Below are 26,147 nucleotides of genomic sequence, written 5' to 3'. Positions count from 1 at the left end.
TTACTGAAGTGCGCCCGATTATCATTTTTCTGATGGCCTGGTGCCTCAGTACAGGGGCGTACGCAGCGACAGCCCCTGATGCCAAACAGATATCCCAGGAACTGGAGCAGGCGAAGGCGGCAAAACCCGCCCAGCCGGAAGCCGTTGAGCAGCTCCAGGCCGCGCTGAACGCGCTTGAGGAACGCAAAGGTTCCCTCGAGCGTGCAGAGCAATATCAGCAGGTTATCGACAACTTCCCCAAACTCTCCCAGACGCTCCGCTCGCAGCTGAACAACATGCGCGACGAGCCGCGCGACGTTCCCTCGGGCATGAGCACCGACGCCCTGAATCAGGAAATCCTGCAGGTCAGCAGTCAGCTGCTGGAGAAGAGCCGTCAGGCGCAGCAGGAGCAAGAGCGCGCGCGTGAAATCGCGGACTCTCTCAGCCAGCTGCCGCAACAGCAAACCGATGCCCGCCGCCAGCTCAGTGAAGTTGAGCGCCGCATCGGCACGCAGCCCGGCAACAATCCGCAAAATCTCAGCCTGCAGGCCGAATCCGCCAAACTCAAAGCCCAGGTCGATGAGCTTGAGCTGGCCCAGCTCTCCGCTAACAACCGTCAGGAACTGGCGCGTATGCGATCCGAACTGGCGCAGAAACAGGGACAGCAGCTCGATACCTATCTGCAGGCCCTGCGCAATCAGCTCAACAGTCAGCGTCAGCGCGAGGCCGAGCGTGCGCTAGAGAGCACCGAACTGCTGGCGGAAAACAGCGAGCACCTCCCGGCCGGGATCGTGGCTCAGTTCAAGATCAACCGCGAGTTGTCCGCCGCGCTGAACCAGCAGGCCCAGCGTATGGATCTGGTCGCCTCGCAGCAGCGTCAGGCGACCAATCAGACCTTGCAGGTGCGTCAGGCTCTGAACACCTTGCGCGAGCAGTCCCAGTGGCTGGGCTCGTCGAATCTTCTGGGCGAAGCCTTACGCGCTCAGGTGGCGCGTCTGCCGGAGATGCCTAAGCCGCAACAGCTCGACACCGAAATGGCGCAGCTGCGCGTCCAGCGCCTGCGCTACGAAGACCTTCTCAACAAGCAGTCGCAGGTCCGTCAGCAGCATCAGGCAGATGGCGAGCCGTTGACCAGCGAAGAGAACCGTATTCTCGAAGCTCAGCTACGCACCCAGCGCGAGCTGCTGAACTCTCTGCTGCAGGGCGGCGATACGCTGATTCTGGAACTGACCAAGCTGAAAGTGTCCAATAGTCAGCTGGAAGATGCGCTGAAAGAGGTGAACGAAGCCACCCACCGCTATCTGTTCTGGACCTCTGACGTGCGGCCAATGAGCATCTCCTGGCCGATCGACATTGTGCAGGATCTGCATCGCCTGATCTCACTGGATACCTTTGGCCAGGTGGGCAAAGCGGGCGTGATGATCCTGACCAGCAAAGAGACGATTTTCCCGCTGCTCGGGGCGTTGATTCTGGTTGGTTTTAGCATTTACTCGCGCAGGCACTTCACCCGTTTCCTGGAACGTTCCAGCGCACGCGTCGGGAAGGTGACGCAGGACCACTTCTGGCTCACGCTGCGCACCGTATTCTGGTCGATTCTGGTGGCATCTCCGCTGCCGGTGCTGTGGATGACGCTGGGCTATGGCCTGCGTGAAGCCTGGCCGTATCCACTCGCGGTGGCAATTGGCGATGGCGTGACGGCTACGGTGCCGCTGCTGTGGGTGGTCATGATTTGCGCCACCTTTGCGCGCCCGAACGGGTTGTTCATCGCCCACTTCGCCTGGCCGCGCCAGCGCGTAACGCGGGCGATGCGCTATTACCTGATGAGCATCGGACTGATCGTGCCGCTGATCATGGCGCTGATCATGTTCGATAATCTCAACGACCGTGAGTTTTCCGGCTCCCTCGGACGGCTGTGCTTTATGCTGATCTGCGGCGCGCTGGCGATGGTAACCCTGAGCCTGAAACGCGCCGGTATTCCGCTGTATGTCGACAAAAGCGGCAGCGGCGAAAACATGGTAAACCGCATGCTGTGGAACCTGCTCCTCAGCGCGCCGCTGGTCGCGATTCTGGCCGCCGCAGTCGGGTATCTGGCGACCGCCCAGGCCCTGCTCGCGCGTCTCGAAACCTCGGTGGCGATCTGGTTTCTGCTGTTGGTGGTGTATCACGTTATCCGCCGCTGGATGCTGATTCAGCGCCGCCGACTGGCGTTTGACCGCGCCAAACACCGTCGCGCCGAGATCCTCGCCCAGCGCGCGCGTGGCGAAGACGATCCGCACAGCACCAGCAGCACCGAAGGGACGACGGAAGTGGATGAGGTCGAACTGGATCTGGATGCCATCAGTACCCAGTCCCTGCGACTGGTGCGATCCATTCTGATGCTGATCGCGCTGCTGTCGGTGATCGTGCTGTGGTCGGAGATTCACTCGGCGTTTGGCTTCCTTGAAAACATCTCCCTGTGGGACGCGACGTCCACGGTACAGGGCGTCGAGAGCCTGGAACCGATTACCCTGGGTGCGGTGTTAATCGCGATTCTGGTGCTGATCATTACCACCCAACTGGTGCGTAACTTCCCTGCTCTGCTGGAGCTGGCGCTGTTACAGCACCTGGATCTCACTCCCGGCACGGGATACGCCATCACCACCATCACCAAGTACCTGATCCTGCTGTTTGGCGGGCTGGTCGGCTTCTCGATGATTGGGATTGAGTGGTCCAAGCTCCAGTGGCTGGTCGCGGCACTCGGTGTGGGTCTGGGCTTTGGTTTGCAGGAGATCTTCGCCAACTTCATTTCGGGCCTGATCATTCTGTTCGAAAAACCGATCCGCATCGGCGATACGGTCACGATCCGCGATCTGACCGGAAGCATCACCAAGATCAACACGCGTGCAACCACCATCAGCGACTGGGACCGCAAAGAGATCATCGTGCCGAACAAGGCGTTCATCACCGAGCAGTTTATCAACTGGTCGCTGTCCGACTCCGTGACGCGTGTGGTCCTGACCGTTCCGGCGCCGTCCGATGCTAACAGCGAAGAGGTGACGCAAATTCTCTATACCGCCGCCGAGCGCTGCTCGCTGGTGATCGACAACCCGGCACCGGAAGTGTTCCTGGTCGATTTGCAGCAGGGGATTCAGATTTTCGAATTGCGTATCTACGCCGCCGAGATGGGACACCGTATGCCGCTGCGCCATGAGATCCACCAGCTGATTCTGGCCGGGTTCCGCGAGCACGGGATTGATATGCCATTCCCGCCGTTCCAGATGCGTCTGGAAACACTGGACGGGCGTAAAACGGGAAGAACGTTGACGTCAGCGGCGAGGAAACGGCCGGCGGGGAGTTTGTAAGGTAAGTGCGAACTAATTCAGTGCGGCCTGATGCCCTCACCCCAACCCTCTCCCACAGGGAGAGGGAGAACACACTAAAAAATCCTCTCTGAGAGAGGATTTTTGCTTTTACCTAAGCCCGATCCACCGTAAACGCAATCACATCCCCAAGCTGCTCGGCGCCGAGCGCCAGCATCACCAGACGATCCACGCCCAGCGCCACGCCGGAGCAGTCCGGCAGACCGGCTTTTAACGCTTCCAGCAGGTTGATATCAATCGGCTGCTGCGGCAGGCCGCGCGCAGTACGCTTGCGGTTGTCCTGCTCGAAACGCTGCTGCTGTTCGCGGGCATCGGTCAGTTCGTGGAAACCATTCGCCAGCTCAATACCTTTGTAATACACCTCAAAGCGCTCGGCGACGCGATGGTCTTCGGTGCTGATCTGCGCCAGAGACGCCTGGCTCGCCGGGAAGTGGTAGACAAAGGTCGGGCGGTCTTTACCAATCTGCGGCTCAACGCCAAAGGTGAACAGCAGCTGCAGCAGGGTATCGCGATCTTCTTCGGTATCCGCAACATTGCTCAGATCTAGCTTCGCCGCCACTTCACGCAGCAGGGTTTTGTCCGCCGACAGCGGGTCGATTTCCAGATGACGCTGGAAAGCCTGCTGGTATGAGAGCGTTTCGGCTCCGGCGCACTCCAGCACCTGTTGCAGCAGATCGTCCACCTCGTTCATCAGGCGGTACATGTCGTAGTGCGGGCGATACCACTCCAGCATGGTGAATTCCGGGTTGTGGTGACGCCCCATCTCTTCATTGCGGAAACTGCGGCAAAGCTGATACACCGGGCCGCAGCCCGCCGCCAGCAGGCGCTTCATGTGATACTCCGGGCTGGTCATCAGGTACAGATTCATCCCCTGAGAGTGGCCTGGGCCGACAAAACGGGTTTCAAACGGGACCAGATGAATATCGGTCACCGTCGCCTGACTCATGCACGGCGTTTCCACCTCAAGTACACCACGGTCAGCAAAGAAACGGCGGATTTCTGCCATAATTGCTGCACGTTTTAACAGGTTAGGGATGGTTGCGCTCGGCTGCCAGGTGGCCGTTTCGCTCATGGGAATTTTCTCCGGATTCAGACAAGGGCACGAAGTCTACTCGTTAGCGCACAGAGAGACAAATTTTGCACAGTAAATTTTCTCGATTCAGCAATCTGAAAAATTCCGTGACGCAATTCATCAAACGCAGTGATAAATCGCCGGACTTAACAGCAAAAAAATCGAACGCGTCAAATTTCCCCCACATCCATACGGTTATACTGTTTTACCCATAAAGGAGCAGTGGAAACGCGTTCGCAACCGCCCCTGAGGCAAGTGAAACCTGTTAGGTCTTCACGTTGCGGAAAAACAAAAATCTGGAGGAATGTCGTGCAAACTTTTCAAGCCGATCTTGTCGTTATAGGTGCTGGCGGCGCAGGATTACGGGCTGCGATTGCTGCAGCCCAAGCGAATCCAACCGCTAAAATCGCACTGATTTCAAAAGTCTATCCGATGCGCAGCCACACGGTTGCCGCAGAAGGAGGGTCCGCCGCCGTTGCGCAGGATCATGACAGCTTCGAATACCATTTCCACGACACGGTTGCCGGGGGCGACTGGCTTTGCGAACAGGATGTCGTTGACTACTTTGTCCACCATTGCCCGACGGAAATGACCCAGTTGGAGCAGTGGGGCTGCCCGTGGAGTCGCCGCCCGGATGGTAGCGTCAACGTGCGCCGATTCGGCGGGATGAAGATCGAACGCACCTGGTTTGCCGCCGATAAAACTGGCTTCCATATGCTTCACACCCTGTTCCAGACCTCCCTTCAGTTCCCGCAAATTCAACGCTTTGACGAACACTTCGTCCTCGACATTCTGGTCGACGACGGCCATGCGCGTGGCCTGGTGGCGATGAACATGATGGAAGGCACGCTGATGCAGATCCGCGCCAATGCGGTGGTGATGGCGACGGGCGGCGCAGGCCGCGTGTATCGCTACAACACCAACGGCGGGATCGTCACCGGCGATGGCATGGGCATGGCGCTCAATCACGGCATTCCGCTGCGCGACATGGAGTTCGTGCAGTATCACCCAACCGGCCTGCCGGGCTCCGGCATTCTGATGACGGAAGGCTGCCGTGGTGAAGGCGGTATTCTCGTCAACAAAGATGGCTACCGTTATCTGCAGGATTACGGCATGGGCCCGGAAACCCCGCTCGGCGAGCCGAAAAACAAATATATGGAACTCGGCCCGCGCGACAAAGTCTCCCAGGCGTTCTGGCACGAGTGGCGCAAAGGCAACACAATTTCTACCCCGCGCGGCGATGTGGTCTATCTCGACCTGCGTCATCTGGGCGAGAAGAAATTGCTGGAACGTCTGCCGTTCATCTGCGAACTGGCGAAAGCCTACGTTGGCGTCGATCCGGTGAAAGAGCCGATTCCGGTGCGTCCAACCGCGCACTACACCATGGGCGGCATCGAAACCGATCAGCAGTGTGAAACCCGCATTAAAGGGCTGTTTGCCGTCGGGGAGTGCTCTTCCGTCGGTCTGCACGGGGCAAACCGTCTCGGCTCCAACTCGCTGGCGGAGCTGGTGGTGTTTGGCCGCATGGCGGGTGAACGCGCGATGGAGCGCGCTGCAACGGCTGGTGAAGCCAACAGCGCCGCGCTCGACGCGCAGGTGGTGGATGTCGAAAAACGCCTGAAAGCGCTGGTGAACCAGGAAGGCACGGAAAACTGGTCGAAAATCCGCGACGAAATGGGTCTCTCCATGGAAGAAGGCTGCGGGATCTACCGTACGCCGGAGCTGATGCAGAAAACCGTCGATAAGCTGGCGGAGCTGCAGGAGCGCTTCAAGCGTGTGCGCATTACCGATACTTCCAGCGTGTTCAACACCGACCTGCTCTACACCATTGAGCTGGGTCACGGTCTGAACGTTGCCGAATGTATGGCGCACTCCGCTCTGGCACGTAAAGAGTCACGCGGCGCGCATCAGCGTCTGGACGAAGGCTGTACCGAACGCGACGACGTGAATTTCCTCAAGCATACCCTCGCTTACCGCGACGCAGACGGCACCACCCGTCTGGACTACAGCGACGTGAAGATCACCACGCTGCCACCAGCAAAACGTGTTTATGGGGCAGAAGCGGAAGCCGCCGATAAGAAGGAGAAGGCGAATGGCTGAGATGCAGACGTTGAAAATTGAAGTGGTGCGCTACAACCCGGAAGTGGACGCCGCACCGCACAGCGCTTTCTACGATGTGCCTTTTGATGAGCAAACCTCGCTGCTGGATGCGCTCGGGTACATCAAAGATAACCTGGCGCCGGACCTGAGCTATCGCTGGTCCTGCCGCATGGCTATCTGCGGCTCCTGCGGCATGATGGTCAACAAAGTGCCGAAGCTGGCCTGTAAAACCTTCCTGCGCGAGTACACCAAAGGCATGAAGGTCGAGGCGCTGGGTAACTTCCCGATTGAGCGCGATCTGGTGGTCGATATGACCCACTTTATCGAAAGTCTGGAAGCGATTAAGCCGTACATCATCGGCAACCCGCGCACGCCAGATCAGGGTCCAAACACCCAGACCCCGGCGCAGATGGCGAAATACCATCAGTTCTCCGGCTGCATCAACTGCGGTCTGTGCTATGCCGCGTGCCCACAGTTTGGCCTGAACCCGGAGTTTATCGGCCCGGCGGCCATTACGCTGGCGCATCGCTACAACGAAGACAGCCGCGATCACGGGAAGAAAGAACGTATGGCGCAGCTCAACAGCCAGAACGGCGTGTGGAGTTGTACTTTCGTGGGTTATTGCTCGGAAGTGTGTCCGAAGCATGTCGACCCGGCCGCCGCTATTCAGCAGGGTAAAGTGGAAAGCTCGAAAGACTTTCTTATCGCTACCCTGAAACCACGCTAAGGAGTGCATGATGACGACTAAACGCAAAGCCTACGTGCGGCCAATGCCGGCCACCTGGTGGAAGAAACTGCCGTTTTATCGCTTCTATATGCTGCGTGAAGGCACGGCGGTTCCAGCGGTGTGGTTCAGCCTTGAGCTGATGTACGGTCTTTTCGCATTGAAGCACGGCCCGGAAACCTGGGCCAGTTTTGTGGGCTTCCTGCAAAACCCGATCGTGGTGATCCTGAACCTGATCGTGCTCGCCGCCGCGCTGCTGCATACCAAAACCTGGTTTGAGCTGGCACCGAAGGCCGCGAACATTATCGTGAAGGGCGAGAAAATGGGGCCGGAGCCTGTGATTAAAGGGCTTTGGGCGGTGACTGCAGTTGTGACTGTGGTTGTTCTGTTTGTGGCACTGTTCTGGTAAGGAGGCCTGAGTGATTAATCCCAACCCAAAACGTTCTGACGAGCCGGTATTCTGGGGCTTGTTCGGCGCAGGCGGCATGTGGAGCGCCATCGTCGCACCGGTCATTATCCTGCTGGTCGCGATTCTGCTGCCGCTGGGGCTGTTCCCGGGCGATGCGCTGGGCTATGACCGCGTGCTGGCGTTCGCCAGCAGCTTCATTGGCCGCGTGTTTATCTTCCTGATGATTGTTCTGCCACTCTGGCTGGGGCTGCACCGCATCCACCACGCCATGCATGATCTGAAAATCCACGTGCCAAACGGCAAATGGGTGTTCTACGGTCTGGCGACCATTCTGACGGTTGTGACCCTGGTTGCTATCGTCACAATTTGATATTGTGCGTCTTCATCCGGCCCGCCCTTCCGGCGGGCTTTTTTATGGAAGATGCTCAGATGAAAAAATCACTTTGCTGCGCCTTGCTGCTCAGCGCGTCATTCTCAGCGCTGGCGGCACCGGTGACAGATAAACAGCTCGCCGACATCGTTAACCGCACCATCGCCCCGCTCATGCAGGAACAGGCTATCCCCGGTATGGCCGTGGCGGTCATTTATCAGGGCAAACCTCACTATTTCACCTGGGGTAAAGCCGATATCGACGGAAACAAACCCGTCACTCAGCAAACGCTGTTCGAACTGGGCTCCCTGAGTAAAACCTTCACCGGCGTACTGGGCGGTGACATTATCGCACGCGGCGAAATCCATCTTAGCGATCCCGTCACTCAATACTGGCCTGAACTGACGGGCAAACAGTGGCAGCACATTAACCTGCTGCATCTGGCGACGTACACGGCGGGTGGTTTGCCCCTGCAGGTGCCTGATGAAGTCACCGACCAGGCGGCCCTGCTCAACTTCTATCAACACTGGCAGCCGCAGTGGGCTCCGGGCGAAAAACGTCTTTACGCGAACGCCAGCATTGGGCTGTTTGGCGCACTCGCCGTTAAGCCGTCGGGCATGAGCTTTGAACAGGCGATGACCACGCGCGTACTCCAGCCGCTGAAACTGAATCACACCTGGCTGAACGTTCCGGCTGCGGAAGAGAAAAACTACGCCTGGGGCTATCGCGACGGCAAAGCCGTTCACGTTTCGCCGGGGATGCTGGATGCCGAAGCTTACGGCGTTAAAACCACCATCGAAGATATGGCGAGCTGGGTACAGGCCAACATCAACTCGTCAGCCGTAAAAGACGAAAAGCTACAGCAGGGCATTGCGCTGGCGCAGTCGCGCTACTGGCGCATCGGCGAGATGTATCAGGGCTTAGGCTGGGAAATGCTGAACTGGCCGGTGAAAGCCAAAACCGTGGTCGACGGCAGCGATAATAAAATCGCGCTCGCCCCGACAACCGCAGTGGCAATCAATCCACCCGCCCCTGCCGTGAAAGCCTCGTGGGTGCATAAAACCGGATCCACCGGCGGATTTGGCAGCTACGTCGCTTTTATTCCGGAAAAGAATCTCGGCATCGTGATGCTGGCGAATAAGAGCTATCCCAACCCGGCTCGTGTAGCGGCCGCGTATCAAATTCTGGACGCGCTCCAGTAACCTTTTGTCCCGCATTTTCCTTGCTGTCATCTACACTTAACAAAAAAACAGCAAGGAAACTTCTATGCGCATTTTGCCTGTTATCGCCGCGGTGACAGCCGCGTTTTTAGTGGTGGCTTGTAGTTCCCCTACCCCGCCGAATGGCGTCACCGTTGTGAATAACTTTGATGCACAGCGTTATCTCGGCACCTGGTATGAAATCGCCCGCCTGGATCATCGCTTTGAACGCGGGTTACAGCGCGTCACCGCAACTTACAGCACCATGGATGACGGCGGAATTCAGGTGATTAACAAGGGATACAACCCAGAGCGTGGGATGTGGCAGCAGTCGATCGGCAAAGCGTACTTTACCGGCGACCCGAGTCGGGCCGCGCTGAAAGTATCGTTCTTTGGCCCGTTCTACGGTGGCTATAACGTGATTGCGCTGGATCGGGAATATCGCCATGCGCTGGTATGCGGGCCGGATCGCGACTATCTGTGGATCCTCTCGCGCACGCCGACCATTTCAGACGAAATGAAGCAGCAAATGCTCGATGTCGCGACCCGACAAGGGTTTGATGTGTCGAAATTAATTTGGGTCGAACAGCCGCATTAATGGGTGCTGAGCTTCAACCCAATAATCCCCGCCACGATTAACGCGAGGCTGGCAATACGCGCCAGGCTCGCGGACTCGCCCAGCAGCAAAATACCGGTAATCGCCGCGCCCACGGCACCGATCCCCGTCCAGACGGCATACGCCGTGCCGACCGGCAGCGTGCGCATCGCCCAGGAGAGCAACGCAATACTGACAATCATGGCGGTGATGGTAATGATACTCGGGGTCAGGCGGGTGAAACCGTGGGTGTATTTCAGGCCGATGGCCCATACCACTTCCAGCAAACCGGCGATCAAAAGAATAATCCAGGACATATAAGGCTCCTTAACTTAAATAACAGTCTGGGGCCGTCCCCGGTGGTCGAAGCGCTTGCAGGTCGTCCCGCAAGGCAGAGATGAGAGGCCTATTTTGCTCAGAAAGCGATCTTAATTCAATACAATTGGCAAAATCTGGTTAAAGCCTGAAATAGCCTCAGTATGCAGCGGAGTTCAGCCATTTAGTACTCATCGGACTTCCCTATGATGGTGTGCTTTCTGATGGCAGCAAGCCGAGCCCTTTGCCTGATGCGAAAAAAACATGTTTAAAATTCTCTTGATTGACCGTTGTCACTTCACCCGCTCCGGGTTTGAAGCATGGCTCAATCATTCAGGGTTATTCCCCGGCACCTTTATGGTCACTGGGCTGAATAATCTGTTTCTTGCCAGGGAGCATATCCTGCAATGGAAGCCCACGCTGGTGATCGCCGATTTAAACAGTTTTATGCAGGATATGAGTGATATCCAGCAGCTGTCGTCCCTGCTTATTGCCAGCGAGACGCGGCCTTTTATTCTGCTGCAATCCGACATCAAGCTGGATATGTCGGGCTACATTAAGCAGTTCCCGCTGTGGGCTTCGCTGTGCAAAAGCACGTCGCTGGACACCCTGGCGAGAGTGATTAATGACGCATTAAGTACCTGTGCCAGCTACGAGATCCCGCAAATTGCGACGCCCCTGCTGACCCGTCAGGAAGAGAAAGTATTAGCACTGTGGATGGAAGGTGCCAGCAATCAGAATATTGCCGGGAAGCTCAGCATTAACAGCAAGACGGTGTATACCTACAAACGCAATATCCGTATGAAGCTGCACATGGACACGCGCTTCTCACCGTTTTTGACGCTTCAGGAAGTGTAAAGCTGACGGTACGGCGGCAGCCCCGTTCCGTACCGTCCTGATATCACATCATTAATTCTGTGCTTTCGTTGCTGCACCAGAAATAGCACTACCGCCGCTAGAGATATCTTCACCCACGCCACGCGTGGTGTTGCATGCGGTTAATACTGAAGAAAGCACCAGTACAGAAAAGATCGCTGCAATTGTTTTCTTAACCATAATATCTTCCTTTTATAGCCAATGTTATTTGTGTATAGCCACTTAAGGATAGACAAGATCCCGCCGGTTGACGGAAAAGGAAGAATTTTTCGGAGTATTAGACGTGATTAACTGGCTGCGTGGGAGATCGCGTGGCCAACAGCTTTGATATCTTCACCTACTCCGCGCGCGGTGTTGCACCCGGAAAGGAGGGTGCTGGAGAGTGCCAGCATCAGCAGAATTTTAACGGTACGTTTCATCATCCCTGCCTGAATCAATCAGGCGCAGCAGGCGCTGCGCCTCACTCATTACCCGTCATACTTCAAGTTGCATGTGCGTTGGCTGCGCCTGCTCACCCCAGTCACTTACTTAAGTAAGCTCCTGGGGATTCTCAGGCTTGCCGCCTTCCTGCAACTCGAATTATTTAGGGTAAACATGAATTACTTCACGCGGGATACGTATTCGCCAGAGCGAGTATCCACTTTGATCACTTCGCCGATCTGAACGAACAGTGGCACTTTAACCACGGCGCCAGTAGACAGGGTGGCTGGTTTACCGCCGGTACCTGCGGTGTCACCTTTCAGGCCTGGATCGGTTTCAATGATTTCCAGCTCAACGAAGTTAGGCGGAGTCACGGAGATAGGCTGACCGTTCCACAGGGTCACGATGCATTCAGCCTGGTCCAGCAGCCATTTCGCGTTATCACCAACGGCTTTCTCGTCAGCAGCCAGCTGCTCGAAAGTTTCGTTGTTCATGAAGTGATAGAACTCGCCGTCGTTGTACAGGAAGGTCAGGTTCATATCGACAACGTCAGCGCCTTCAGCGGAGTCGGTAGATTTGAAGGTTTTCTCAACGCGGGTACCGGTCAGCAGGCGACGCAGCTTAACGCGCGCGAATGCCTGGCCTTTACCTGGTTTAACGAATTCGCTGGCTTCAACCGCATACGGTTCGCCGTCCATCATGATTTTAAGACCAGCACGAAAATCGTTGCTATAGTAAGTCGCCATAAGGCCCTCTGAAAATTGTTAACTGGTAGCTAAGCCACAAAATGGCGCATATTGTAACCCTAAATACCCCGTCCAGAGAAGATTGGTTATCGCAACTTGCCGATGTAATCACCAGTCCTGATGAACTGCTGGGTCTATTGAATATAGACACTGATGAAAATTTGCTCGCTGGCCGTGAGGCAAAGCGCCTCTTTGCCCTGCGTGTCCCCCGTGCGTTTGTCGCGCGGATGGAGAAAGGCAACCCCGACGATCCATTGCTGAAACAGGTACTTACCTCGCAGGATGAGTTCGTGACCGCGCCCGGTTTTAGTACCGATCCGCTGGAAGAACAGAACAGCGTGGTGCCGGGTTTGCTGCATAAATATCAGAACCGTGCCCTGCTGCTGGTGAAGGGCGGATGTGCAGTAAATTGCCGCTATTGCTTCCGTCGTCACTTCCCGTACGCCGATAATCAGGGCAATAAGCGCAACTGGCAGGTGGCGCTGGACTATATTGCGGCCCATCCTGAGCTGGATGAGATCATCTTTTCCGGGGGCGATCCACTGATGGCGAAAGATCACGAGCTGGACTGGCTGATGGCACAGCTCGAGGCTATCCCGCACATCAAGCGGTTACGCATTCACAGCCGTCTGCCGATTGTGATCCCCGCGCGTATAACCGACACGCTGGTTGCGCGCTTCGAACAGTCGCGACTGCAAACTCTGCTGGTGAATCATATTAACCACGCCAACGAAATCGACGACGCATTCCGCTCGGCAATGGCGCGTCTGCGCAAAGCGGGTGTGACGCTGCTGAATCAGAGCGTGCTGCTGCGCGGTGTGAATGATAGCGCGCGAGCACTTGCCGATCTGAGCAATGCGCTGTTTGATGCCTCGGTGATGCCCTATTACCTGCACGTGCTGGACCGCGTTCAGGGTGCGGCGCATTTTATGGTGAGCGATGAGGAAGCCCGGCAAATTATGCGGGAGCTGCTGACGCTGGTGTCGGGATATATGGTGCCGAAGCTGGCGCGCGAGATTGGCGGTGAACCGAGCAAAACGCCGCTGGATTTGCAGCTGCGGCAGAACTAAATAGGCAGGTGGCAGAGGTAAAAGCAAAACGGCAACACCCGTTGCCGTTTTTAGTGTTTGTGCCCTCTCCCGTGGGAGAGGGTCGGGGTGAGGGCATCAGCCCGCACCTATCTCAATTCGGGCACTTATAAACCTGGCCGTTCATTGAGCTTGCCGTCGGCACGAAGCTCGACAGAATGCCTTGCGTTGGGCTGCTCACGCCATAAATCACGTTGCCACCCATTGCCGCCGCCTGGTTACGCAGCGCATTTGCCGCACCGCGCATTGAGCCGCCTTCGTCACCGTGCTGACCCGACATCCAGTTGCTCTGCTCACCGGTTGCCGTGCCTAACAGCTGGCACTCGCTGCCCGGCTTATCTTCCACAAAGCGAACGCCCTGTCCCGCCGAGGAGAGCTCGTTACTGGAGCTACATCCCGCCAGCAGCAACGCTGCCCCTACGATCCCTGCACAGACTTTAACGCGCATGTTATTCCCCGTTTTCAATAAGCTGGACAAGAGTTGTCCGTGTGTAAACCTTATACTAAAAAGATGACCAAAAGAAAAACCCCCAGGCATTTCTGTCCGGGGGTTTTTCAATTCTGGGACGTAAACGCCCAAATCATTCTGGTTGCAGGAAGGCGGCAAGTTCGTGAATCCCCAGGAGCTTACTCAAGTAAGTGACTGGGGTTCGCGGACGAAGCCAACGCATCTGCAGCCTGAAGGATGCAGGGCGTGGGGGCAAATTACATCATGCCGCCCATACCACCCATACCGCCCATGCCGCCTGCGCCTAAGTCAGGAGCATCGCCTTTAGGCATATCGGTCACCATGCATTCGGTGGTGATCATCAGACCGGCTACGGATGCCGCGTACTGCAGAGCAGAACGGGTCACTTTCGTTGGGTCCAGGATACCGAAGTCGATCATGTTGCCGTATTCTTCAGTGGCTGCGTTGTAACCGTAGTTACCTTCGCCTGCTTTCACGTTGTTCGCCACAACAGACGGCTCTTCACCGGCGTTGGAGACGATCTGACGCAGTGGCGCTTCCATTGCGCGCAGCGCAACTTTGATACCCACGTTCTGATCTTCGTTCTGAGCAGTCAGGCCAGCCAGTTTAGCGGCAACGCGAACCAGCGCGACACCACCACCAGCAACCACGCCTTCTTCTACCGCAGCACGGGTTGCGTGCAGGGCGTCATCAACGCGGGCTTTCTTCTCTTTCATTTCAACTTCGGTAGCCGCACCGACTTTGATCACTGCCACGCCGCCTGCCAGTTTCGCTACGCGCTCCTGCAGTTTTTCACGGTCGTAGTCAGAGGTCGCTTCTTCGATTTGCTTACGGATCTGAGTTACGCGGCCCTGGATTGCGCCTTCGTCACCTACGCCATCGATGATGGTGGTGGTGTCTTTGTTGATCACAACGCGTTTCGCCTGACCCAGATCTTCCAGGGTCGCTTTTTCCAGTTCCATACCGATTTCTTCAGAAATCACGGTACCGCCGGTCAGGGTTGCGATGTCCTGCAGCATAGCTTTACGACGGTCGCCGAAGCCAGGTGCTTTAACCGCAGCCACTTTCACGATGCCACGCATGGTGTTCACTACCAGAGTTGCCAGGGCTTCGCCTTCAACGTCTTCCGCGATGATAACCAGTGGTTTGCCAGCTTTCGCTACGGCTTCCAGGACAGGCAGCATTTCACGGATGTTGGAGATTTTCTTGTCAGCCAGCAGGATGAACGGGCTTTCCAGCTCAACAGCGCCAGTTTCTGGTTTGTTGATGAAGTATGGGGACAGGTAGCCGCGGTCGAACTGCATACCTTCAACCACGTCCAGTTCGTCTTCCAGGCCGGTACCGTCTTCAACGGTGATCACGCCTTCTTTACCGACTTTGTCCATCGCTTCTGCGATCAGTTTACCCACGGTTTCGTCGGAGTTAGCGGAGATAGTACCTACCTGCGCAATCGCTTTAGAGTCGGAGCAAGGAACGGACAGCGCTTTCAGCTCTTCAACAGCCGCGATAACCGCTTTGTCGATACCACGCTTCAGGTCCATTGGGTTCATGCCCGCAGCAACAGCTTTCAGGCCTTCAGCGATGATCGCCTGAGCCAGCACGGTCGCGGTGGTGGTACCGTCGCCTGCAGCGTCGTTCGCTTTAGAGGCAACTTCTTTCACCATCTGCGCGCCCATGTTTTCGAATTTGTCTTCCAGTTCGATTTCACGTGCAACGGAAACGCCATCTTTAGTGATGGTTGGTGCGCCGAAGGATTTATCCAGCACCACGTTACGGCCTTTCGGGCCCAGGGTCACTTTTACTGCATCTGCCAGTACGTTCACGCCGCGCAGCATTTTCACACGAGCGTCGTTACCAAATTTTACGTCTTTAGCTGCCATGTTCTTATTTCCTCAAATTCGTTCAGTATCGTTTCGCGGATTACGCTTCAACAATTGCCAGGATGTCGCTTTCGGACATGATCAACACTTCTTCATTGTCGATCTTCTCGGATTTCACGCCGTAGCCATCGTTGAAGATCACGATGTCGCCCACTTTAACGTCCAGCGGCTGCACTGTACCGTTTTCCAGGATGCGGCCCTTACCGACAGCGATGATTTCGCCACGAGTTGATTTGGCTGCTGCAGAACCGGTCAGTACGATGCCGCCCGCAGATTTGGTTTCAACTTCTTTACGCTTGACGATCACACGATCATGTAACGGACGAATACTCATTGATAGCTCTCCTTCGAGAAAGTCATTATCAGTTATGGAAGACGCCGGGCCGTAAAAGGTTTACCGACTGGTGCCCTGAGAGATGGGGGTCGGATTTTGCCCCTTCAAGGGGCAGCCGAAAAAAAATTTGTGAAAGTGTTACCATCGCCTCTCTTTTGATGGTGGCAGGACGAAGTCAATGAGTGGACTCAAACAGGAGCTGGGGCTGGCGCAGGGCGTGGGTTTGCTCTCCACCTCCTTGTTAGGAACGGGTGTGTTTGCGGTGCCTGCGCTGGCGGCACTGGTGGCGGGGAATAACAGCCTGTGGGCGTGGCCAGTGCTGATTGTGCTGGTCTTTCCGATTGCAATCGTCTTTGCGACGCTGGGACGACATTTCCCGAGCGCGGGCGGCGTGGCGCATTTTGTCGGCATGGCGTTTGGCCCACGGCTGGAGCGGGTGACCGGCTGGCTGTTCCTGTCGGTGATTCCTGTCGGTCTCCCTGCCGCCCTGCACATCGCCACTGGTTTTGGTCAGGCGCTGTTTGGCTGGCACGATGAACAGCTGTTGTTTGCTGAGTTGGGTACGCTGGCGATCGTCTGGTGGGTGGGCTCGCGCGGGGCCAGCTCGAGCGCCAATCTGCAAACGCTGGTCGCGGTGCTGATCGTTGCGTTGATTGCCGCCATCTGGTGGGCCGGCGATATCCACGTCAGCGAAATTCCCTTCCCGGCCATCGCCGACGTCGATCATTCTCAGCTCTTCGCCGCGCTCTCGGTGATGTTCTGGTGTTTTGTTGGCCTGGAGGCGTTTGCCCATCTGGCGTCGGAATTCAAACAGCCGGAGCGCGATTTCCCGCGCGCGCTGATGATTGGCCTGCTGCTGGCGGGCACGGTCTACTGGGCCTGTACGGTGCTGGTGTTGCACTTCAACGCGTACAGCGCTGAAGCGGCCGCGGCGGCATCGCTGCCGGGTATTGTGGTGCAGCTGTTTGGCGTCAAAGCGTTATGGATTGCCTGCGTGATCGGCTATCTCGCCTGCTTCGCCAGCCTGAACATCTATATTCAGAGTTTCGCCCGTCTGGTGTGGTCTCAGGCGCAATACAAACCGGACAGCCGACTGTCGCGCCTGTCAAAACGTCAGCTGCCGCTGAACGCCCTGAACGCGGTGCTGAGCTGCTGCGTGCTGAGCACTTTGGGGATCTACTGGCTGAACATCAATCTGGACGCGCTGATCGTCTACGCCAACGGCATTTTCATCATGATTTATCTGCTGTGCATGCTGGCGGGGTGTCGGTTGCTGAAAGGACGATTTAAGACGCTGGCAATCATCGGCGGAGTGCTGTGTTTGCTGCTGCTGGTGATGATTGGCTGGAAGAGTTTGTACGCCGTCGTGATGCTGGCGGGGCTGTGGGGGTTCTTGCCTAAGCGCGGTGCGGTTTAGTTGCCGGATGGCGGCTGCGCCTTATCCGGCCTACGATTTGGGTTTTGTAGGCCCGGTAAGCGAAGCGCCACCGGGCAAAAAACTCAGCGATCGTCTTTATGATCGATACGGTCGTGCTGGTCGTCCTTACGCTGGTACTCCCCGTCAAAGGTTTCCCCATTTCCCGGACCGGTGCTGAACCCGCCGCCAGGCATACGGTTAAAGCGCAGATGCGGCAGCAGTCGCAGGGTCAGCAGTTTTTGCACCGGCGGTAACAGCAGTAACAGGCCGATGAAGTCGGTGAAGAAGCCCGGCAGAATCAGCAGCAGACCCGCAAGAATCAGGGAGACGCTTTTGATCATCTCGGCCGCCGGACTTTCGCCCGCCGCCATCTTCTGCTGCATTAACAGGAAATTTTTGAAACCCTGGTTACGCACCAGCGACATACCTATCACTGATGTGAATATCACCAGGATCAGCGTCAGCAGGACACCCAGCACGTGGGCGACCTGGATAAAAATCGAAATCTCAATGTAAACATAGAGAAAAATGGCAATAAAAGGTATCCAGCGCACTGGTTTCTCCTGTGTGGCAGACGCCTCTGGCCTCTGTCTGAATGTGTTTGCGATTCGCGTCTTTCTGAGATGGAGACGGATAGCCAAATTTCAATCGGTTTGCACGGATATTTTTTCTGGAAATATTCAAGCGGTGATTCATTTCACAGATTAATAATTATCATGAGATGAGGGCGATAATAAGTGATCCAGATTACGGCAATTCGCTATCATCAGCATATGATCTCGAGTATCTGGCTGATTGAGGGAATAATCGTCGGTCAGCAAATATTGAAAACCACATATCTACTGTGTGTTTAGTACAATCCATCGGCCGCTTTAAAAGAAGGTTCACATGTTAAACAACATTCGTATCGAAGAAGATTTGTTGGGTACCAGGGAAGTTCCAGCGGATGCCTACTACGGTATTCACACTCTGAGAGCGATTGAAAACTTTTACATCAGCAACAACAAAATCAGCGACATCCCTGAGTTTGTCCGTGGCATGGTGATGGTGAAGAAAGCCGCAGCCCTGGCGAACAAAGAGCTGCAAACCATTCCGAAAAGCGCTGCAAATGCCATCATCGCCGCCTGCGATGAAGTGCTGAACAACGGCAAATGCATGGATCAGTTCCCGGTTGACGTCTATCAGGGCGGCGCGGGGACCTCCGTCAACATGAATACCAACGAGGTGCTGGCGAATATCGGTCTTGAACTGATGGGCCACCAGAAAGGCGAGTACCAGTACCTCAATCCAAACGACCACGTTAACAAGTGCCAGTCCACCAACGACGCCTACCCGACCGGTTTCCGTATCGCCGTGTACGCTTCCGTGGTGAAACTGATCGACGCGATTAACCAGCTGGGCGATGGCTTCCAGCGTAAAGCCGTTGAGTTCCAGGACATTCTGAAAATGGGTCGTACCCAGCTGCAGGATGCGGTGCCGATGACCCTCGGCCAGGAGTTCCACGCGTTTAACGTGCTGCTGAACGAAGAGACCCGCAACATCCTGCGCACCTCTGAGCTGCTGCTGGAAGTGAACCTTGGCGCGACCGCCATCGGGACACGTCTGAACACCCCAGACGGCTATCAGCAGCTGGCGGTGCAAAAACTGGCGGAAGTCTCTAACCTGGCGGTAGTACCGGCGGAAGACCTGATCGAAGCGACCTCCGACTGCGGCGCTTACGTGATGGTGCACAGTGCGCTGAAACGCCTGGCGGTGAAACTCTCCAAAATTTGTAATGACCTGCGCCTGCTCTCCTCCGGTCCACGCGCTGGCCTGAACGAAATCAACCTGCCAGAGCTGCAGGCCGGTTCGTCCATCATGCCAGCTAAAGTGAACCCGGTGGTGCCAGAAGTGGTGAACCAGGTGTGCTTCAAAGTCATCGGGAACGACATTACCGTGACCATGGCCTCCGAAGCGGGTCAGCTGCAGCTGAACGTGATGGAGCCGGTGATTGGCCAGGCGATGTTTGAGTCTATCCACATTCTGACCAACGCCTGCTACAACCTGCTGGAAAAATGCATTAACGGCATCACGGCGAACAAAGAAGTGTGCGAAAGCTTCGTCTATAACTCTATCGGCATCGTCACCTACCTGAACCCGTTCATCGGCCACCACAACGGCGATATCGTCGGGAAGATTTGTGCCGAAACCGGTAAGAGCGTGCGCGAAGTCGTACTGGAGCGAGGACTGCTGACAGAAGCTGAGCTGGATGATATCTTCTCGGCGCAAAACCTGATGCACCCGGCCTACAAAGCGAAACGTTATACCGATGAAAGCGAACAATAACAGTTCCGGTTAAACTTCCGAAAGGCATGTCACTTGTGACATGCCTTTTTGCTTTTATAGGACATCACAAAAATAACATTTACGTATCCAACATCTAACATTCAAGGAAGCGATTATGATTGTCATTGAGCTGATTATCGTTTTAGCGGCGATTTTTATCGGCGCCAGACTCGGGGGGATTGGTATCGGCTATGCTGGCGGGCTCGGCGTGCTGGTGCTGGCCGCGATTGGTGTCGCACCGGGGAAAATCCCGTTTGACGTTATCTCCATCATCATGGCGGTGATTGCGGCCATCTCTGCGATGCAGATCGCGGGCGGGCTGGATTATCTGGTGCATCAGACTGAAAAACTGCTGCGCAAAAATCCGAAGTACATCACCATCCTCGCGCCCGTCGTCACCTACTTCCTGACCATTTTTGCCGGAACCGGGAACATCTCTCTGGCGACGCTGCCGGTGATTGCCGAAGTGGCGAAAGAGCAAGGCATCAAACCGTGCCGTCCGCTGTCGACCGCCGTCGTTTCCGCTCAGATTGCGATTACCGCCTCGCCAATTTCTGCCGCGGTGGTTTATATGTCCTCCGTAATGGAAGGCCACGGCGTGAGCTACATTCATCTGCTCTCGGTGGTGATCCCATCGACGCTGCTGGCTGTGCTGCTGATGTCGTTCCTGGTCACTATGTTGTTCAACTCAAAACTCTCTGACGATCCGGTATACCTGAAACGTCTGGAAGAGGGTCTGATCGAACTGCGCGGTGAAAACAAAGTTGAAATCAAACCGCGCGCCAAACTGTCGGTGCTGCTGTTCCTGCTCGGCGTGGTCTGTGTGGTGATTTATGCCATCGTCAACAGCCCAAGCCTTGGCCTGGTGGCGACGCCGCTGATGAACACCACTAACGCGATCCTGATTATTATGCTGAGCGTCGCGACGCTGACCACGGTGATGTGCGGCGTGGAAACGGACAGCATTCTGAGTTCCAGCACTTTTAAAGCGGGGATGAGCGCCTGTATCTGTATCCTCGGCGTGGCGTGGCTCGGCGATACCTTCGTCTCCCACAACATCGACTGGATTAAAGAGACGGCGGGTACCGTGATTCAGGGCCACCCGTGGCTGCTGGCGGTGATTTTCTTCGTTGCCTCTGCGCTGCTGTACTCTCAGGCGGCAACAGCCAAAGCGCTGATGCCGATGGCGCTGGCGCTGAACGTCTCTCCGCTGACCGCAGTGGCTTCGTTTGCCGCTGTTTCCGGCCTCTTCATTCTGCCAACCTACCCGACGCTGGTCGCGGCGGTGCAGATGGACGATACCGGCACGACGCGCATCGGGCGTTTCGTCTTTAACCATCCGTTCTTTATTCCGGGCACGATGGGCGTGGTGTTTGCCGTCTGCTTCGGCTTCCTGATTGGCAGCGTGATTCTTTAAGCTGCCGGTGGTGTAAAAATAGTTAAAGTCGGGCCGCTCAGCGGCCCGATTCATTAATGCCCTTCGGCCCAGCGTGATATAGTGATTTTTTCGCGATGAGGAGGTCGAGTAGTGAATACACCTGACGCTGTCGTTGTACTCTGTACCGCACCCGATGAAGCCACTGCCCAGGAGCTTGCTGCCAAAGTGCTGGCAGAACAGCTCGCGGCCTGCGTGACCATCCTGCCCGGTGCCACCTCGATGTACTACTGGGAAGGCAAGCTGGAGCAGGAGTACGAAGTGCAGATGCTGCTGAAAACCAACGTCGTGCATCAACAGGCGCTTCTCGATTGCCTCAAGTCTCATCATCCTTACCAGACCCCCGAACTGCTGGTGCTGCCAGTGGCTCACGGCGATAACGACTATCTCTCATGGCTCAACGCTTCCTTACGCTGATCCTGCTGCTGTGCAGCACATCAGTTTTTGCCGGGCTGTTCGACGCGCCCGGCCGCTCTAATTTCATTCCCGCCGATCGGGCATTTGTTTTCGACTTCCAGCAGAACCAGCACGATCTGAATCTGAGCTGGCAGGTTAAGGACGGGTACTACCTGTACCGCAAGCAGGTCGGTATCACTCCTGCGAATGCGACGGTCGGCAAGCCTCAGCTGCCTGCGGGAGAATGGCACGAAGACGAGTTCTACGGCAAAAGCGAGATCTACCGCCACCGACTGACGGTGCCGGTCACGGTGAATCAGGCAAGCCAGGGCGCGACGCTGACGGTGACGTATCAGGGCTGCGCCGATGCCGGTTTCTGCTATCCGCCGGAAACTAAAGTGGTGCCGCTGAGTGAAGTCGTGGCGGCAACCCCTGTTCCCCCTTCTCTGGAGCCGAGTGAAAAGAGCGCGGAACTCCCCTTCTCTGCCCTCTGGGCGTTATTGATCGGCATCGGCATCGCCTTCACGCCATGCGTATTGCCAATGTATCCCCTGATCTCCGGTATCGTACTCGGCGGTAAACAGCGTTTATCTACCGCCCGCGCGCTGCTGCTGGCCTTTATCTATGTTCAGGGGATGGCGCTCACTTATACCGCGCTCGGCCTTGTGGTGGCCGCGGCGGGGCTGCAGTTCCAGGCCGCACTTCAGCATCCGTATGTACTCATCGGTCTGTCGGTGGTCTTTACCCTGCTGGCGCTGTCGATGTTCGGGCTGTTCACCCTGCAATTGCCGTCGTCCCTGCAAACGCGCTTAACGCTGATGAGCAATCGTCAGCAGGGCGGTTCGGCTGGCGGGGTGTTTGTCATGGGGGCGATCGCCGGGCTGATTTGCTCACCCTGCACCACCGCGCCGCTGAGCGCCATCCTGCTCTACATCGCTCAGAGCGGGAATATGTGGTTCGGCGGTGGGACGCTCTATCTCTACGCGCTGGGCATGGGTTTGCCGCTGATTCTGGTGACTGTTTTTGGCAACCGACTGCTGCCGAAAAGCGGGCCGTGGATGGAGACGGTGAAAACCGCGTTCGGCTTTGTGATTCTGGCGCTGCCGGTATTCCTGCTGGAGCGCATTATTGGCGATGTCTGGGGAATACGTCTGTGGGCGATTCTGGGCGTCGCGTTCTTCAGCTGGGCGTTTATCACCAGTTTGCAGGCGAAAAAATCGTGGATGCGCATCGTGCAAATTATCCTGCTGGCCGCCGCGCTGGTGAGCGTGCGCCCGCTTCAGGACTGGGCGTTTGGCTCCGCCACGACACAAACACAGGCGCATCTTAACTTTACGCAAATCATCAACGTCGATGAATTGCATACCGCATTGGCGCAGGCCAAGGGCAAACCGGTGATGCTCGACCTCTATGCCGACTGGTGCGTGGCCTGTAAAGAGTTTGAAAAATACACCTTTAGCGATCCGCAGGTGCAAAATGCGCTGAAAGAGACCGTTCTGCTGCAGGCCAATGTGACGGCCAATAGCGCGCAGGACAAGGCCTTGCTGAAGGAACTCAACGTGCTTGGTCTGCCGACAATTCTGTTCTTTAATGAACGGGGAGAAGAGCAGCCCGACGGGCGCGTAACCGGATTTATGGATGCAGCCGCATTCAGCGCACATTTGCGCGATCGCCAACCGTAAACGACACTGATAACGGAAGAAACCGTTAGCATTGGGAGGAGAAAACCGTGCAACGTGAAGACGTACTGGGACAAGCCCTGCAATTACTTGAAGTACAAGGGATCGCCAGCACCACGCTTGAGATGGTCGCCGAACGCATCGATTATCCTCTGGATGAATTGCGCCGCTTCTGGCCCGATAAAGAGGCGCTGCTTTATGACGCCCTGCGCTATCTCAGCCAGCAGGTGGATATCTGGCGCAGGCAGTTGATGCTGAACGAAGAGCTGTCGCCTGAACAGAAATTACTGGCGCGCTACACCGCTCTGGCGGATTGCGTTCACAACAATCGCTATCCGGGCTGCCTGTTTATTGCCGCCTGCACGTTCTACCCGGATCCGGGTCATCCGATCCATCAGCTGGCGGATCAGCAGAAAAGCGCCGCCCACGACTTCACGCACGAGCTGCTGACGACGCTCGAAGTGGACGACCCGGCGATGGTGGCCAAACAGATGGAACTGGTGCTGGAAGGATGTCTGAGCCGCATGCTGGTCAACCGGAGTGTGACTGACGTTGAGACGGCGCATCGTCTGGCGGAAGATATTCTGCGTTTTGCTCAGTGCCGCATGGGTGGCGCGCTGACTTAAGCCAGCATGCCTGCCCACGCGGATACCAGCAGGCACAGGGCCATCACGCGTTGAAAGCGCACCATCGCCACGGTGGTGCGAAACACACGGTTCACCGCCTTCCCCAGCCACGCCCAGCACATCAGACACATAATCGAAATCATTAAGAACCACAGCGCCATCAGCGCAATATCCCGCAACGTATGTTCCCCCGCAGGCGCAAACAGGCTGACGACCGCCAGCGCCATCATCCATGTCTTGGGATTAACCACCTGCAGTAGTGCAGCCGCCCGCGCCGTAAAACGGTGGTGTGAGCCGTTGCTCAGATTTGCCGCTGGGGCATTGAACAGCTGCCAGCTCATCCAGCTTAACCACAGCACACCCGCCCAGCTCATTACCTGACGAATCAGCGGGTACTGGCGCAAGACTTCTCCCGCCCCCGCACCGGATATCAACACGATGGCGCTGGCCGCCACACAGCCGCTCACAAGGGCAGGAAGGGTCGCCTTCACGCCATAGTGCTGGCTGTTGGTCAGAACGAGGATGTTGGTCGGGCCTGGCGTTATCGAAGCGACAAAGGCAAACAGCAGAAATGGCATTACAGTCACAGGTATCTCCTTCTTATTGGAGACCTGACTGTGCCGTTATTTTCTGGAAACGTCTGGAAGGTTTGTGCACAACTTTCGGTAATGGGCTGGGGTGATGCGATAGGCTCGCTGGAACCAGCGCCCAAGATGGCTCTGGTCGGCGAAACCGAGCGCTGCAGCGACATCGACGGGTAAATCGCCACGTGCCAGCATCTGACGGGCTTTTGCGAGTCGAAGCTGGATAAGCCAGGCGTGCGGCGCCAGGTGAAACTCACGTTTGAAGCAGCGGGTCAGCGTAAAGCGATCGGTTCCCGTCTCGCGCGCCAGGTCTGACAGCCCGAGGTTTTCACCGAGATGCGCGTACAGGTAATCGCGCGCCCGATGTGCCACCGCCGCGCTTTGGAGCTGCGAAGGCAGTCGTTTTCGCCAGTGGCAATGGGAGGTGATTTGCGCCAGCAAGTTATCCATCGTACTTTGCTGGACGATTTTCATCTCATCCTGATGCAGTGCACTGAACGTTTCACCGATGGTGCGAACCAGCTGCGGCTCGCGCGTCAGGGTCTGGGCAAAATGGAGTGAATAGCTGCCGGGCGTGGATTCGTACAGTCCATGCAGCGTGTTGTTCAGCCACTGCTCGTCCAGGTAAAAGGTCAGGTAGGTAAAACCGCCCTCGACGGGTGCGTCGCCATCGTGGATCTCACCGGGTTCGAGCAGAAAGGCGTCTCCCGGCTGGCTACGGTGTCGTTCGCGGCGGCAGTGGAACTGCTGGGTACCAGAAAGCGTGATGCCGACCAGATAGCTGTCGTGCCAGTGCGGGTCGAAGGCGTGGCCTTCAAAGTGCGCTTTAATGGTTTCAATGCCCGTATCTGCATGCTGACGGAGCTCAAGCCAGTCGTTCGTCATACACCCCTCCTGTAATCTGTCAGCATTGCGATTTCAGCCCCTCATTGTCTGGAAGATTTGTGCAATTTCGCTGCGCAAACCGACAGATTGCCGTAAAGTTAAGCAGTTGAACAGCTTTTCCCGAATTAGGGTTGACGCACATGCGGGATTAAGGTTTAATGCGCTCCGTTGCCCGGATAGCTCAGTCGGTAGAGCAGGGGATTGAAAATCCCCGTGTCCTTGGTTCGATTCCGAGTCCGGGCACCACTATTTAAAGAACCCAGCCTATGGCTGGGTTTTTGCTTTTGGGGATCCGGTAGATTTTGGCCGCGTCGCTCAACTCAATTCTTCAGTTTGAACATCTCTTTTATCATCACTCAGCTCGAATTCCACACACACGTAGCTGCGCCAGAAATGACGTGATCAATGATATTGATAAGGTTTTAGCTTTGATTTAAGGCCGTATGGCTGGGCTGGAACCGGAGTTTTTGTTGTTTGATGGCTTATTTTAGAAAGGACAAAAACGCAAAAAGGCCATCCTTGCGGATGGCCTCTTCACTTAATTGATGCCTGGCAGTTCCCTACTCTCACATGGGGAGACCCCACACTACCATCGGCGCTACGGCGTTTCACTTCTGAGTTCGGCATGGGGTCAGGTGGGACCACCGCGCTAAAGCCGCCAGGCAAATTCTGTTATCAACACGCATCTCTGCATGCCGGTTAATCTGTTATCAGGCTGAAAATCGTCGTCTCTGCTTTCGCCAAAACATCTTCGGCGTTGTAAGGTTAAGCCTCACGGTTCATTAGTACTGGTTAGCTCAATACATCGCTGCACTTACACACCCAGCCTATCAACGTCGTAGTCTTCAACGTTCCTTCAGGACTC

At 56.2% G+C, this 26,147-nt stretch carries 26 protein-coding genes, 1 tRNA gene and 2 rRNA genes; 16 read left to right on the top strand and 13 right to left on the bottom strand.

Translation table 11 applies throughout. The annotated features are described in order from the left end of the window. Positions 1 to 8 precede the first annotated feature (8 nt). Positions 9 to 3,320 (top strand): miniconductance mechanosensitive channel MscM, encoded by a 3,312-nt coding sequence (gene mscM, locus QQF33_RS07635; RefSeq protein WP_285150329.1) that lies wholly within the window; start codon positions 9 to 11, stop codon positions 3,318 to 3,320. A gap of 112 nt (positions 3,321 to 3,432) precedes the next feature. On the opposite strand, the gene epmA is transcribed toward mscM, so the two are convergent. Then, positions 3,433 to 4,410 (bottom strand): elongation factor P--(R)-beta-lysine ligase, encoded by a 978-nt coding sequence (gene epmA / locus QQF33_RS07630; protein WP_285157636.1) that lies wholly within the window; start codon positions 4,408 to 4,410, stop codon positions 3,433 to 3,435. 309 nt (positions 4,411 to 4,719) lie between these two features. Between epmA and frdA the strand changes: the two genes are divergently transcribed. The 6 genes from frdA (at position 4,720) to QQF33_RS07600 (ending at position 9,810) form a co-directional block, all read left to right on the top strand. Beyond that, entirely contained in the window at positions 4,720 to 6,510 is a 1,791-nt protein-coding gene (gene frdA / locus QQF33_RS07625; protein ID WP_282491514.1) for a fumarate reductase (quinol) flavoprotein subunit, read from the top strand. Then, positions 6,503 to 7,237: a succinate dehydrogenase/fumarate reductase iron-sulfur subunit gene (locus tag QQF33_RS07620; RefSeq protein WP_095280467.1), complete on the top strand. Its 735-nt coding sequence runs from the start codon at positions 6,503 to 6,505 to the stop codon at positions 7,235 to 7,237. Before frdA ends, QQF33_RS07620 begins: the two co-directional genes overlap by 8 nt. Before the next feature lie 10 nt (positions 7,238 to 7,247). Further along, a complete protein-coding gene (gene frdC, locus QQF33_RS07615; protein ID WP_100777909.1) occupies positions 7,248 to 7,643 on the top strand; it encodes a fumarate reductase subunit FrdC in 396 nt (131 codons plus the stop codon). A 10-nt stretch (positions 7,644 to 7,653) separates the two neighbouring features. Next, positions 7,654 to 8,013 carry a fumarate reductase subunit FrdD gene (gene frdD, locus QQF33_RS07610; RefSeq protein ID WP_095280465.1) on the top strand — a complete coding sequence of 120 codons (360 nt, stop codon included), beginning with the start codon at positions 7,654 to 7,656 and terminating at the stop codon, positions 8,011 to 8,013. A 59-nt stretch (positions 8,014 to 8,072) separates the two neighbouring features. Beyond that, positions 8,073 to 9,215, top strand: coding sequence for a CMY2/MIR/ACT/EC family class C beta-lactamase (gene ampC / locus QQF33_RS07605; RefSeq protein ID WP_285157635.1), 1,143 nt, complete (start codon positions 8,073 to 8,075; stop codon positions 9,213 to 9,215). 64 nt (positions 9,216 to 9,279) lie between these two features. Next, positions 9,280 to 9,810: a lipocalin family protein gene (locus QQF33_RS07600; RefSeq protein ID WP_282491518.1), complete on the top strand. Its 531-nt coding sequence runs from the start codon at positions 9,280 to 9,282 to the stop codon at positions 9,808 to 9,810. Here the strand turns inward: QQF33_RS07600 and sugE are convergent. Continuing rightward, positions 9,807 to 10,124, bottom strand: a complete 318-nt coding sequence (gene sugE / locus QQF33_RS07595) for a quaternary ammonium compound efflux SMR transporter SugE (protein WP_282491519.1) — start codon at positions 10,122 to 10,124, stop codon at positions 9,807 to 9,809. The two genes, QQF33_RS07600 and sugE, sit on opposite strands and share 4 nt — an antisense overlap. 262 nt (positions 10,125 to 10,386) lie before the next feature. Between sugE and QQF33_RS07590 the strand changes: the two genes are divergently transcribed. Next, on the top strand, positions 10,387 to 10,980 hold the full coding sequence (locus QQF33_RS07590) for a LuxR C-terminal-related transcriptional regulator (RefSeq protein WP_285145710.1): 594 nt from the start codon (positions 10,387 to 10,389) through the stop codon (positions 10,978 to 10,980). Between the two features lie 51 nt (positions 10,981 to 11,031). On the opposite strand, the gene ecnB is transcribed toward QQF33_RS07590, so the two are convergent. The 3 genes from ecnB to efp form a co-directional block, all read right to left on the bottom strand. Next, positions 11,032 to 11,178, bottom strand: coding sequence for a lipoprotein toxin entericidin B (gene ecnB, locus QQF33_RS07585; protein WP_095280461.1), 147 nt, complete (start codon positions 11,176 to 11,178; stop codon positions 11,032 to 11,034). Between the two features lie 107 nt (positions 11,179 to 11,285). Further along, on the bottom strand, positions 11,286 to 11,417 hold the full coding sequence (locus QQF33_RS07580; RefSeq protein ID WP_285157634.1) for an entericidin A/B family lipoprotein: 132 nt from the start codon (positions 11,415 to 11,417) through the stop codon (positions 11,286 to 11,288). A gap of 180 nt (positions 11,418 to 11,597) precedes the next feature. Beyond that, positions 11,598 to 12,164: an elongation factor P gene (gene efp, locus QQF33_RS07575; protein WP_095280459.1), complete on the bottom strand. Its 567-nt coding sequence runs from the start codon at positions 12,162 to 12,164 to the stop codon at positions 11,598 to 11,600. Between the two features lie 41 nt (positions 12,165 to 12,205). Here efp and epmB point away from each other — a divergent pair, with 41 nt between their 5' ends. Next, positions 12,206 to 13,234 carry an EF-P beta-lysylation protein EpmB gene (gene epmB, locus QQF33_RS07570; protein WP_285157633.1) on the top strand — a complete coding sequence of 343 codons (1,029 nt, stop codon included), beginning with the start codon at positions 12,206 to 12,208 and terminating at the stop codon, positions 13,232 to 13,234. A gap of 112 nt (positions 13,235 to 13,346) precedes the next feature. Here epmB and QQF33_RS07565 read toward each other — a convergent pair whose 3' ends face one another. The 3 genes from QQF33_RS07565 to QQF33_RS07555 form a co-directional block, all read right to left on the bottom strand. Next, a complete protein-coding gene (locus QQF33_RS07565; RefSeq protein ID WP_282491525.1) occupies positions 13,347 to 13,700 on the bottom strand; it encodes a DUF4156 domain-containing protein in 354 nt (117 codons plus the stop codon). Positions 13,701 to 13,957: 257 nt separating this feature from the next. Further along, entirely contained in the window at positions 13,958 to 15,601 is a 1,644-nt protein-coding gene (groL, locus tag QQF33_RS07560; RefSeq protein ID WP_282491526.1) for a chaperonin GroEL, read from the bottom strand. 40 nt (positions 15,602 to 15,641) lie between these two features. Further along, the gene (locus QQF33_RS07555) at positions 15,642 to 15,935 is read right to left on the bottom strand and encodes a co-chaperone GroES (protein WP_003855929.1); all 294 of its coding nucleotides are present in this window, start codon (positions 15,933 to 15,935) and stop codon (positions 15,642 to 15,644) included. 178 nt (positions 15,936 to 16,113) lie between these two features. Here QQF33_RS07555 and yjeH point away from each other — a divergent pair, with 178 nt between their 5' ends. Further along, positions 16,114 to 17,352 carry an L-methionine/branched-chain amino acid transporter gene (gene yjeH / locus QQF33_RS07550; protein ID WP_285157632.1) on the top strand — a complete coding sequence of 413 codons (1,239 nt, stop codon included), beginning with the start codon at positions 16,114 to 16,116 and terminating at the stop codon, positions 17,350 to 17,352. Positions 17,353 to 17,435: 83 nt separating this feature from the next. Here the strand turns inward: yjeH and QQF33_RS07545 are convergent, their stop codons facing one another. Next, positions 17,436 to 17,906: an FxsA family protein gene (locus QQF33_RS07545; protein ID WP_282491529.1), complete on the bottom strand. Its 471-nt coding sequence runs from the start codon at positions 17,904 to 17,906 to the stop codon at positions 17,436 to 17,438. A gap of 334 nt (positions 17,907 to 18,240) precedes the next feature. Between QQF33_RS07545 and aspA the strand changes: the two genes are divergently transcribed. The 5 genes from aspA (at position 18,241) to QQF33_RS07520 (ending at position 23,813) form a co-directional block, all read left to right on the top strand. Next, entirely contained in the window at positions 18,241 to 19,677 is a 1,437-nt protein-coding gene (gene aspA / locus QQF33_RS07540) for an aspartate ammonia-lyase (protein ID WP_103948109.1), read from the top strand. Positions 19,678 to 19,792: 115 nt separating this feature from the next. After that, positions 19,793 to 21,094: an anaerobic C4-dicarboxylate transporter gene (locus tag QQF33_RS07535; RefSeq protein WP_282491530.1), complete on the top strand. Its 1,302-nt coding sequence runs from the start codon at positions 19,793 to 19,795 to the stop codon at positions 21,092 to 21,094. 111 nt (positions 21,095 to 21,205) lie between these two features. Then, positions 21,206 to 21,529, top strand: a complete 324-nt coding sequence (gene cutA, locus QQF33_RS07530) for a divalent cation tolerance protein CutA (protein ID WP_285150324.1) — start codon at positions 21,206 to 21,208, stop codon at positions 21,527 to 21,529. Continuing rightward, entirely contained in the window at positions 21,505 to 23,190 is a 1,686-nt protein-coding gene (locus QQF33_RS07525) for a protein-disulfide reductase DsbD (RefSeq protein WP_285150323.1), read from the top strand. The genes cutA and QQF33_RS07525 overlap by 25 nt, the downstream gene beginning before the upstream one ends. A 47-nt stretch (positions 23,191 to 23,237) precedes the next feature. After that, positions 23,238 to 23,813 carry a transcriptional regulator gene (locus tag QQF33_RS07520; RefSeq protein WP_285150322.1) on the top strand — a complete coding sequence of 192 codons (576 nt, stop codon included), beginning with the start codon at positions 23,238 to 23,240 and terminating at the stop codon, positions 23,811 to 23,813. Here the strand turns inward: QQF33_RS07520 and QQF33_RS07515 are convergent. Next, positions 23,810 to 24,400 (bottom strand): LysE family translocator, encoded by a 591-nt coding sequence (locus QQF33_RS07515; RefSeq protein WP_285150321.1) that lies wholly within the window; start codon positions 24,398 to 24,400, stop codon positions 23,810 to 23,812. The genes QQF33_RS07520 and QQF33_RS07515 overlap by 4 nt on opposite strands. 36 nt (positions 24,401 to 24,436) lie before the next feature. Then, positions 24,437 to 25,282: an AraC family transcriptional regulator gene (locus QQF33_RS07510; protein ID WP_285150320.1), complete on the bottom strand. Its 846-nt coding sequence runs from the start codon at positions 25,280 to 25,282 to the stop codon at positions 24,437 to 24,439. 170 nt (positions 25,283 to 25,452) lie between these two features. Here QQF33_RS07510 and QQF33_RS07505 point away from each other — a divergent pair. After that, positions 25,453 to 25,528, top strand: a tRNA-Phe gene (locus QQF33_RS07505). A gap of 301 nt (positions 25,529 to 25,829) precedes the next feature. Here QQF33_RS07505 and rrf read toward each other — a convergent pair. After that, positions 25,830 to 25,945: ribosomal RNA gene (gene rrf, locus QQF33_RS07500) — 5S ribosomal RNA — on the bottom strand. A gap of 98 nt (positions 25,946 to 26,043) precedes the next feature. Beyond that, positions 26,044 to 26,147, bottom strand: a 23S ribosomal RNA gene (locus QQF33_RS07495); the annotation flags it as partial.

Origin of the sequence: Lelliottia wanjuensis, from assembly GCF_030238365.1 — a bacterium.
GTDB classification, from domain to species: domain Bacteria; phylum Pseudomonadota; class Gammaproteobacteria; order Enterobacterales; family Enterobacteriaceae; genus Enterobacter; species Enterobacter wanjuensis.
Note: the sequence above shows the minus strand (reverse complement) of the source record. Positions and strands in the feature narration are given on the sequence as shown.

What these genes read in the sequence shown, in the direction of transcription:
- epmA (WP_285157636.1), bottom strand. Translation starts at nt 4,410, where the DNA reads ATGAGCGAAACGGCCACCTGGCAGCCGAGCGCAACCATCCCTAACCTG.
- QQF33_RS07620 (WP_095280467.1), top strand. Translation starts at nt 6,503, where the DNA reads ATGGCTGAGATGCAGACGTTGAAAATTGAAGTGGTGCGCTACAACCCG.
- frdC (WP_100777909.1), top strand. Translation starts at nt 7,248, where the DNA reads ATGACGACTAAACGCAAAGCCTACGTGCGGCCAATGCCGGCCACCTGG.
- ampC (WP_285157635.1), top strand. Translation starts at nt 8,073, where the DNA reads ATGAAAAAATCACTTTGCTGCGCCTTGCTGCTCAGCGCGTCATTCTCA.
- QQF33_RS07600 (WP_282491518.1), top strand. Translation starts at nt 9,280, where the DNA reads ATGCGCATTTTGCCTGTTATCGCCGCGGTGACAGCCGCGTTTTTAGTG.
- sugE (WP_282491519.1), bottom strand. Translation starts at nt 10,124, where the DNA reads ATGTCCTGGATTATTCTTTTGATCGCCGGTTTGCTGGAAGTGGTATGG.
- QQF33_RS07590 (WP_285145710.1), top strand. Translation starts at nt 10,387, where the DNA reads ATGTTTAAAATTCTCTTGATTGACCGTTGTCACTTCACCCGCTCCGGG.
- ecnB (WP_095280461.1), bottom strand. Translation starts at nt 11,178, where the DNA reads ATGGTTAAGAAAACAATTGCAGCGATCTTTTCTGTACTGGTGCTTTCT.
- QQF33_RS07580 (WP_285157634.1), bottom strand. Translation starts at nt 11,417, where the DNA reads ATGAAACGTACCGTTAAAATTCTGCTGATGCTGGCACTCTCCAGCACC.
- efp (WP_095280459.1), bottom strand. Translation starts at nt 12,164, where the DNA reads ATGGCGACTTACTATAGCAACGATTTTCGTGCTGGTCTTAAAATCATG.
- epmB (WP_285157633.1), top strand. Translation starts at nt 12,206, where the DNA reads ATGGCGCATATTGTAACCCTAAATACCCCGTCCAGAGAAGATTGGTTA.
- QQF33_RS07565 (WP_282491525.1), bottom strand. Translation starts at nt 13,700, where the DNA reads ATGCGCGTTAAAGTCTGTGCAGGGATCGTAGGGGCAGCGTTGCTGCTG.
- groL (WP_282491526.1), bottom strand. Translation starts at nt 15,601, where the DNA reads ATGGCAGCTAAAGACGTAAAATTTGGTAACGACGCTCGTGTGAAAATG.
- QQF33_RS07555 (WP_003855929.1), bottom strand. Translation starts at nt 15,935, where the DNA reads ATGAGTATTCGTCCGTTACATGATCGTGTGATCGTCAAGCGTAAAGAA.
- yjeH (WP_285157632.1), top strand. Translation starts at nt 16,114, where the DNA reads ATGAGTGGACTCAAACAGGAGCTGGGGCTGGCGCAGGGCGTGGGTTTG.
- aspA (WP_103948109.1), top strand. Translation starts at nt 18,241, where the DNA reads ATGTTAAACAACATTCGTATCGAAGAAGATTTGTTGGGTACCAGGGAA.
- QQF33_RS07535 (WP_282491530.1), top strand. Translation starts at nt 19,793, where the DNA reads ATGATTGTCATTGAGCTGATTATCGTTTTAGCGGCGATTTTTATCGGC.
- QQF33_RS07525 (WP_285150323.1), top strand. Translation starts at nt 21,505, where the DNA reads ATGGCTCAACGCTTCCTTACGCTGATCCTGCTGCTGTGCAGCACATCA.
- QQF33_RS07510 (WP_285150320.1), bottom strand. Translation starts at nt 25,282, where the DNA reads ATGACGAACGACTGGCTTGAGCTCCGTCAGCATGCAGATACGGGCATT.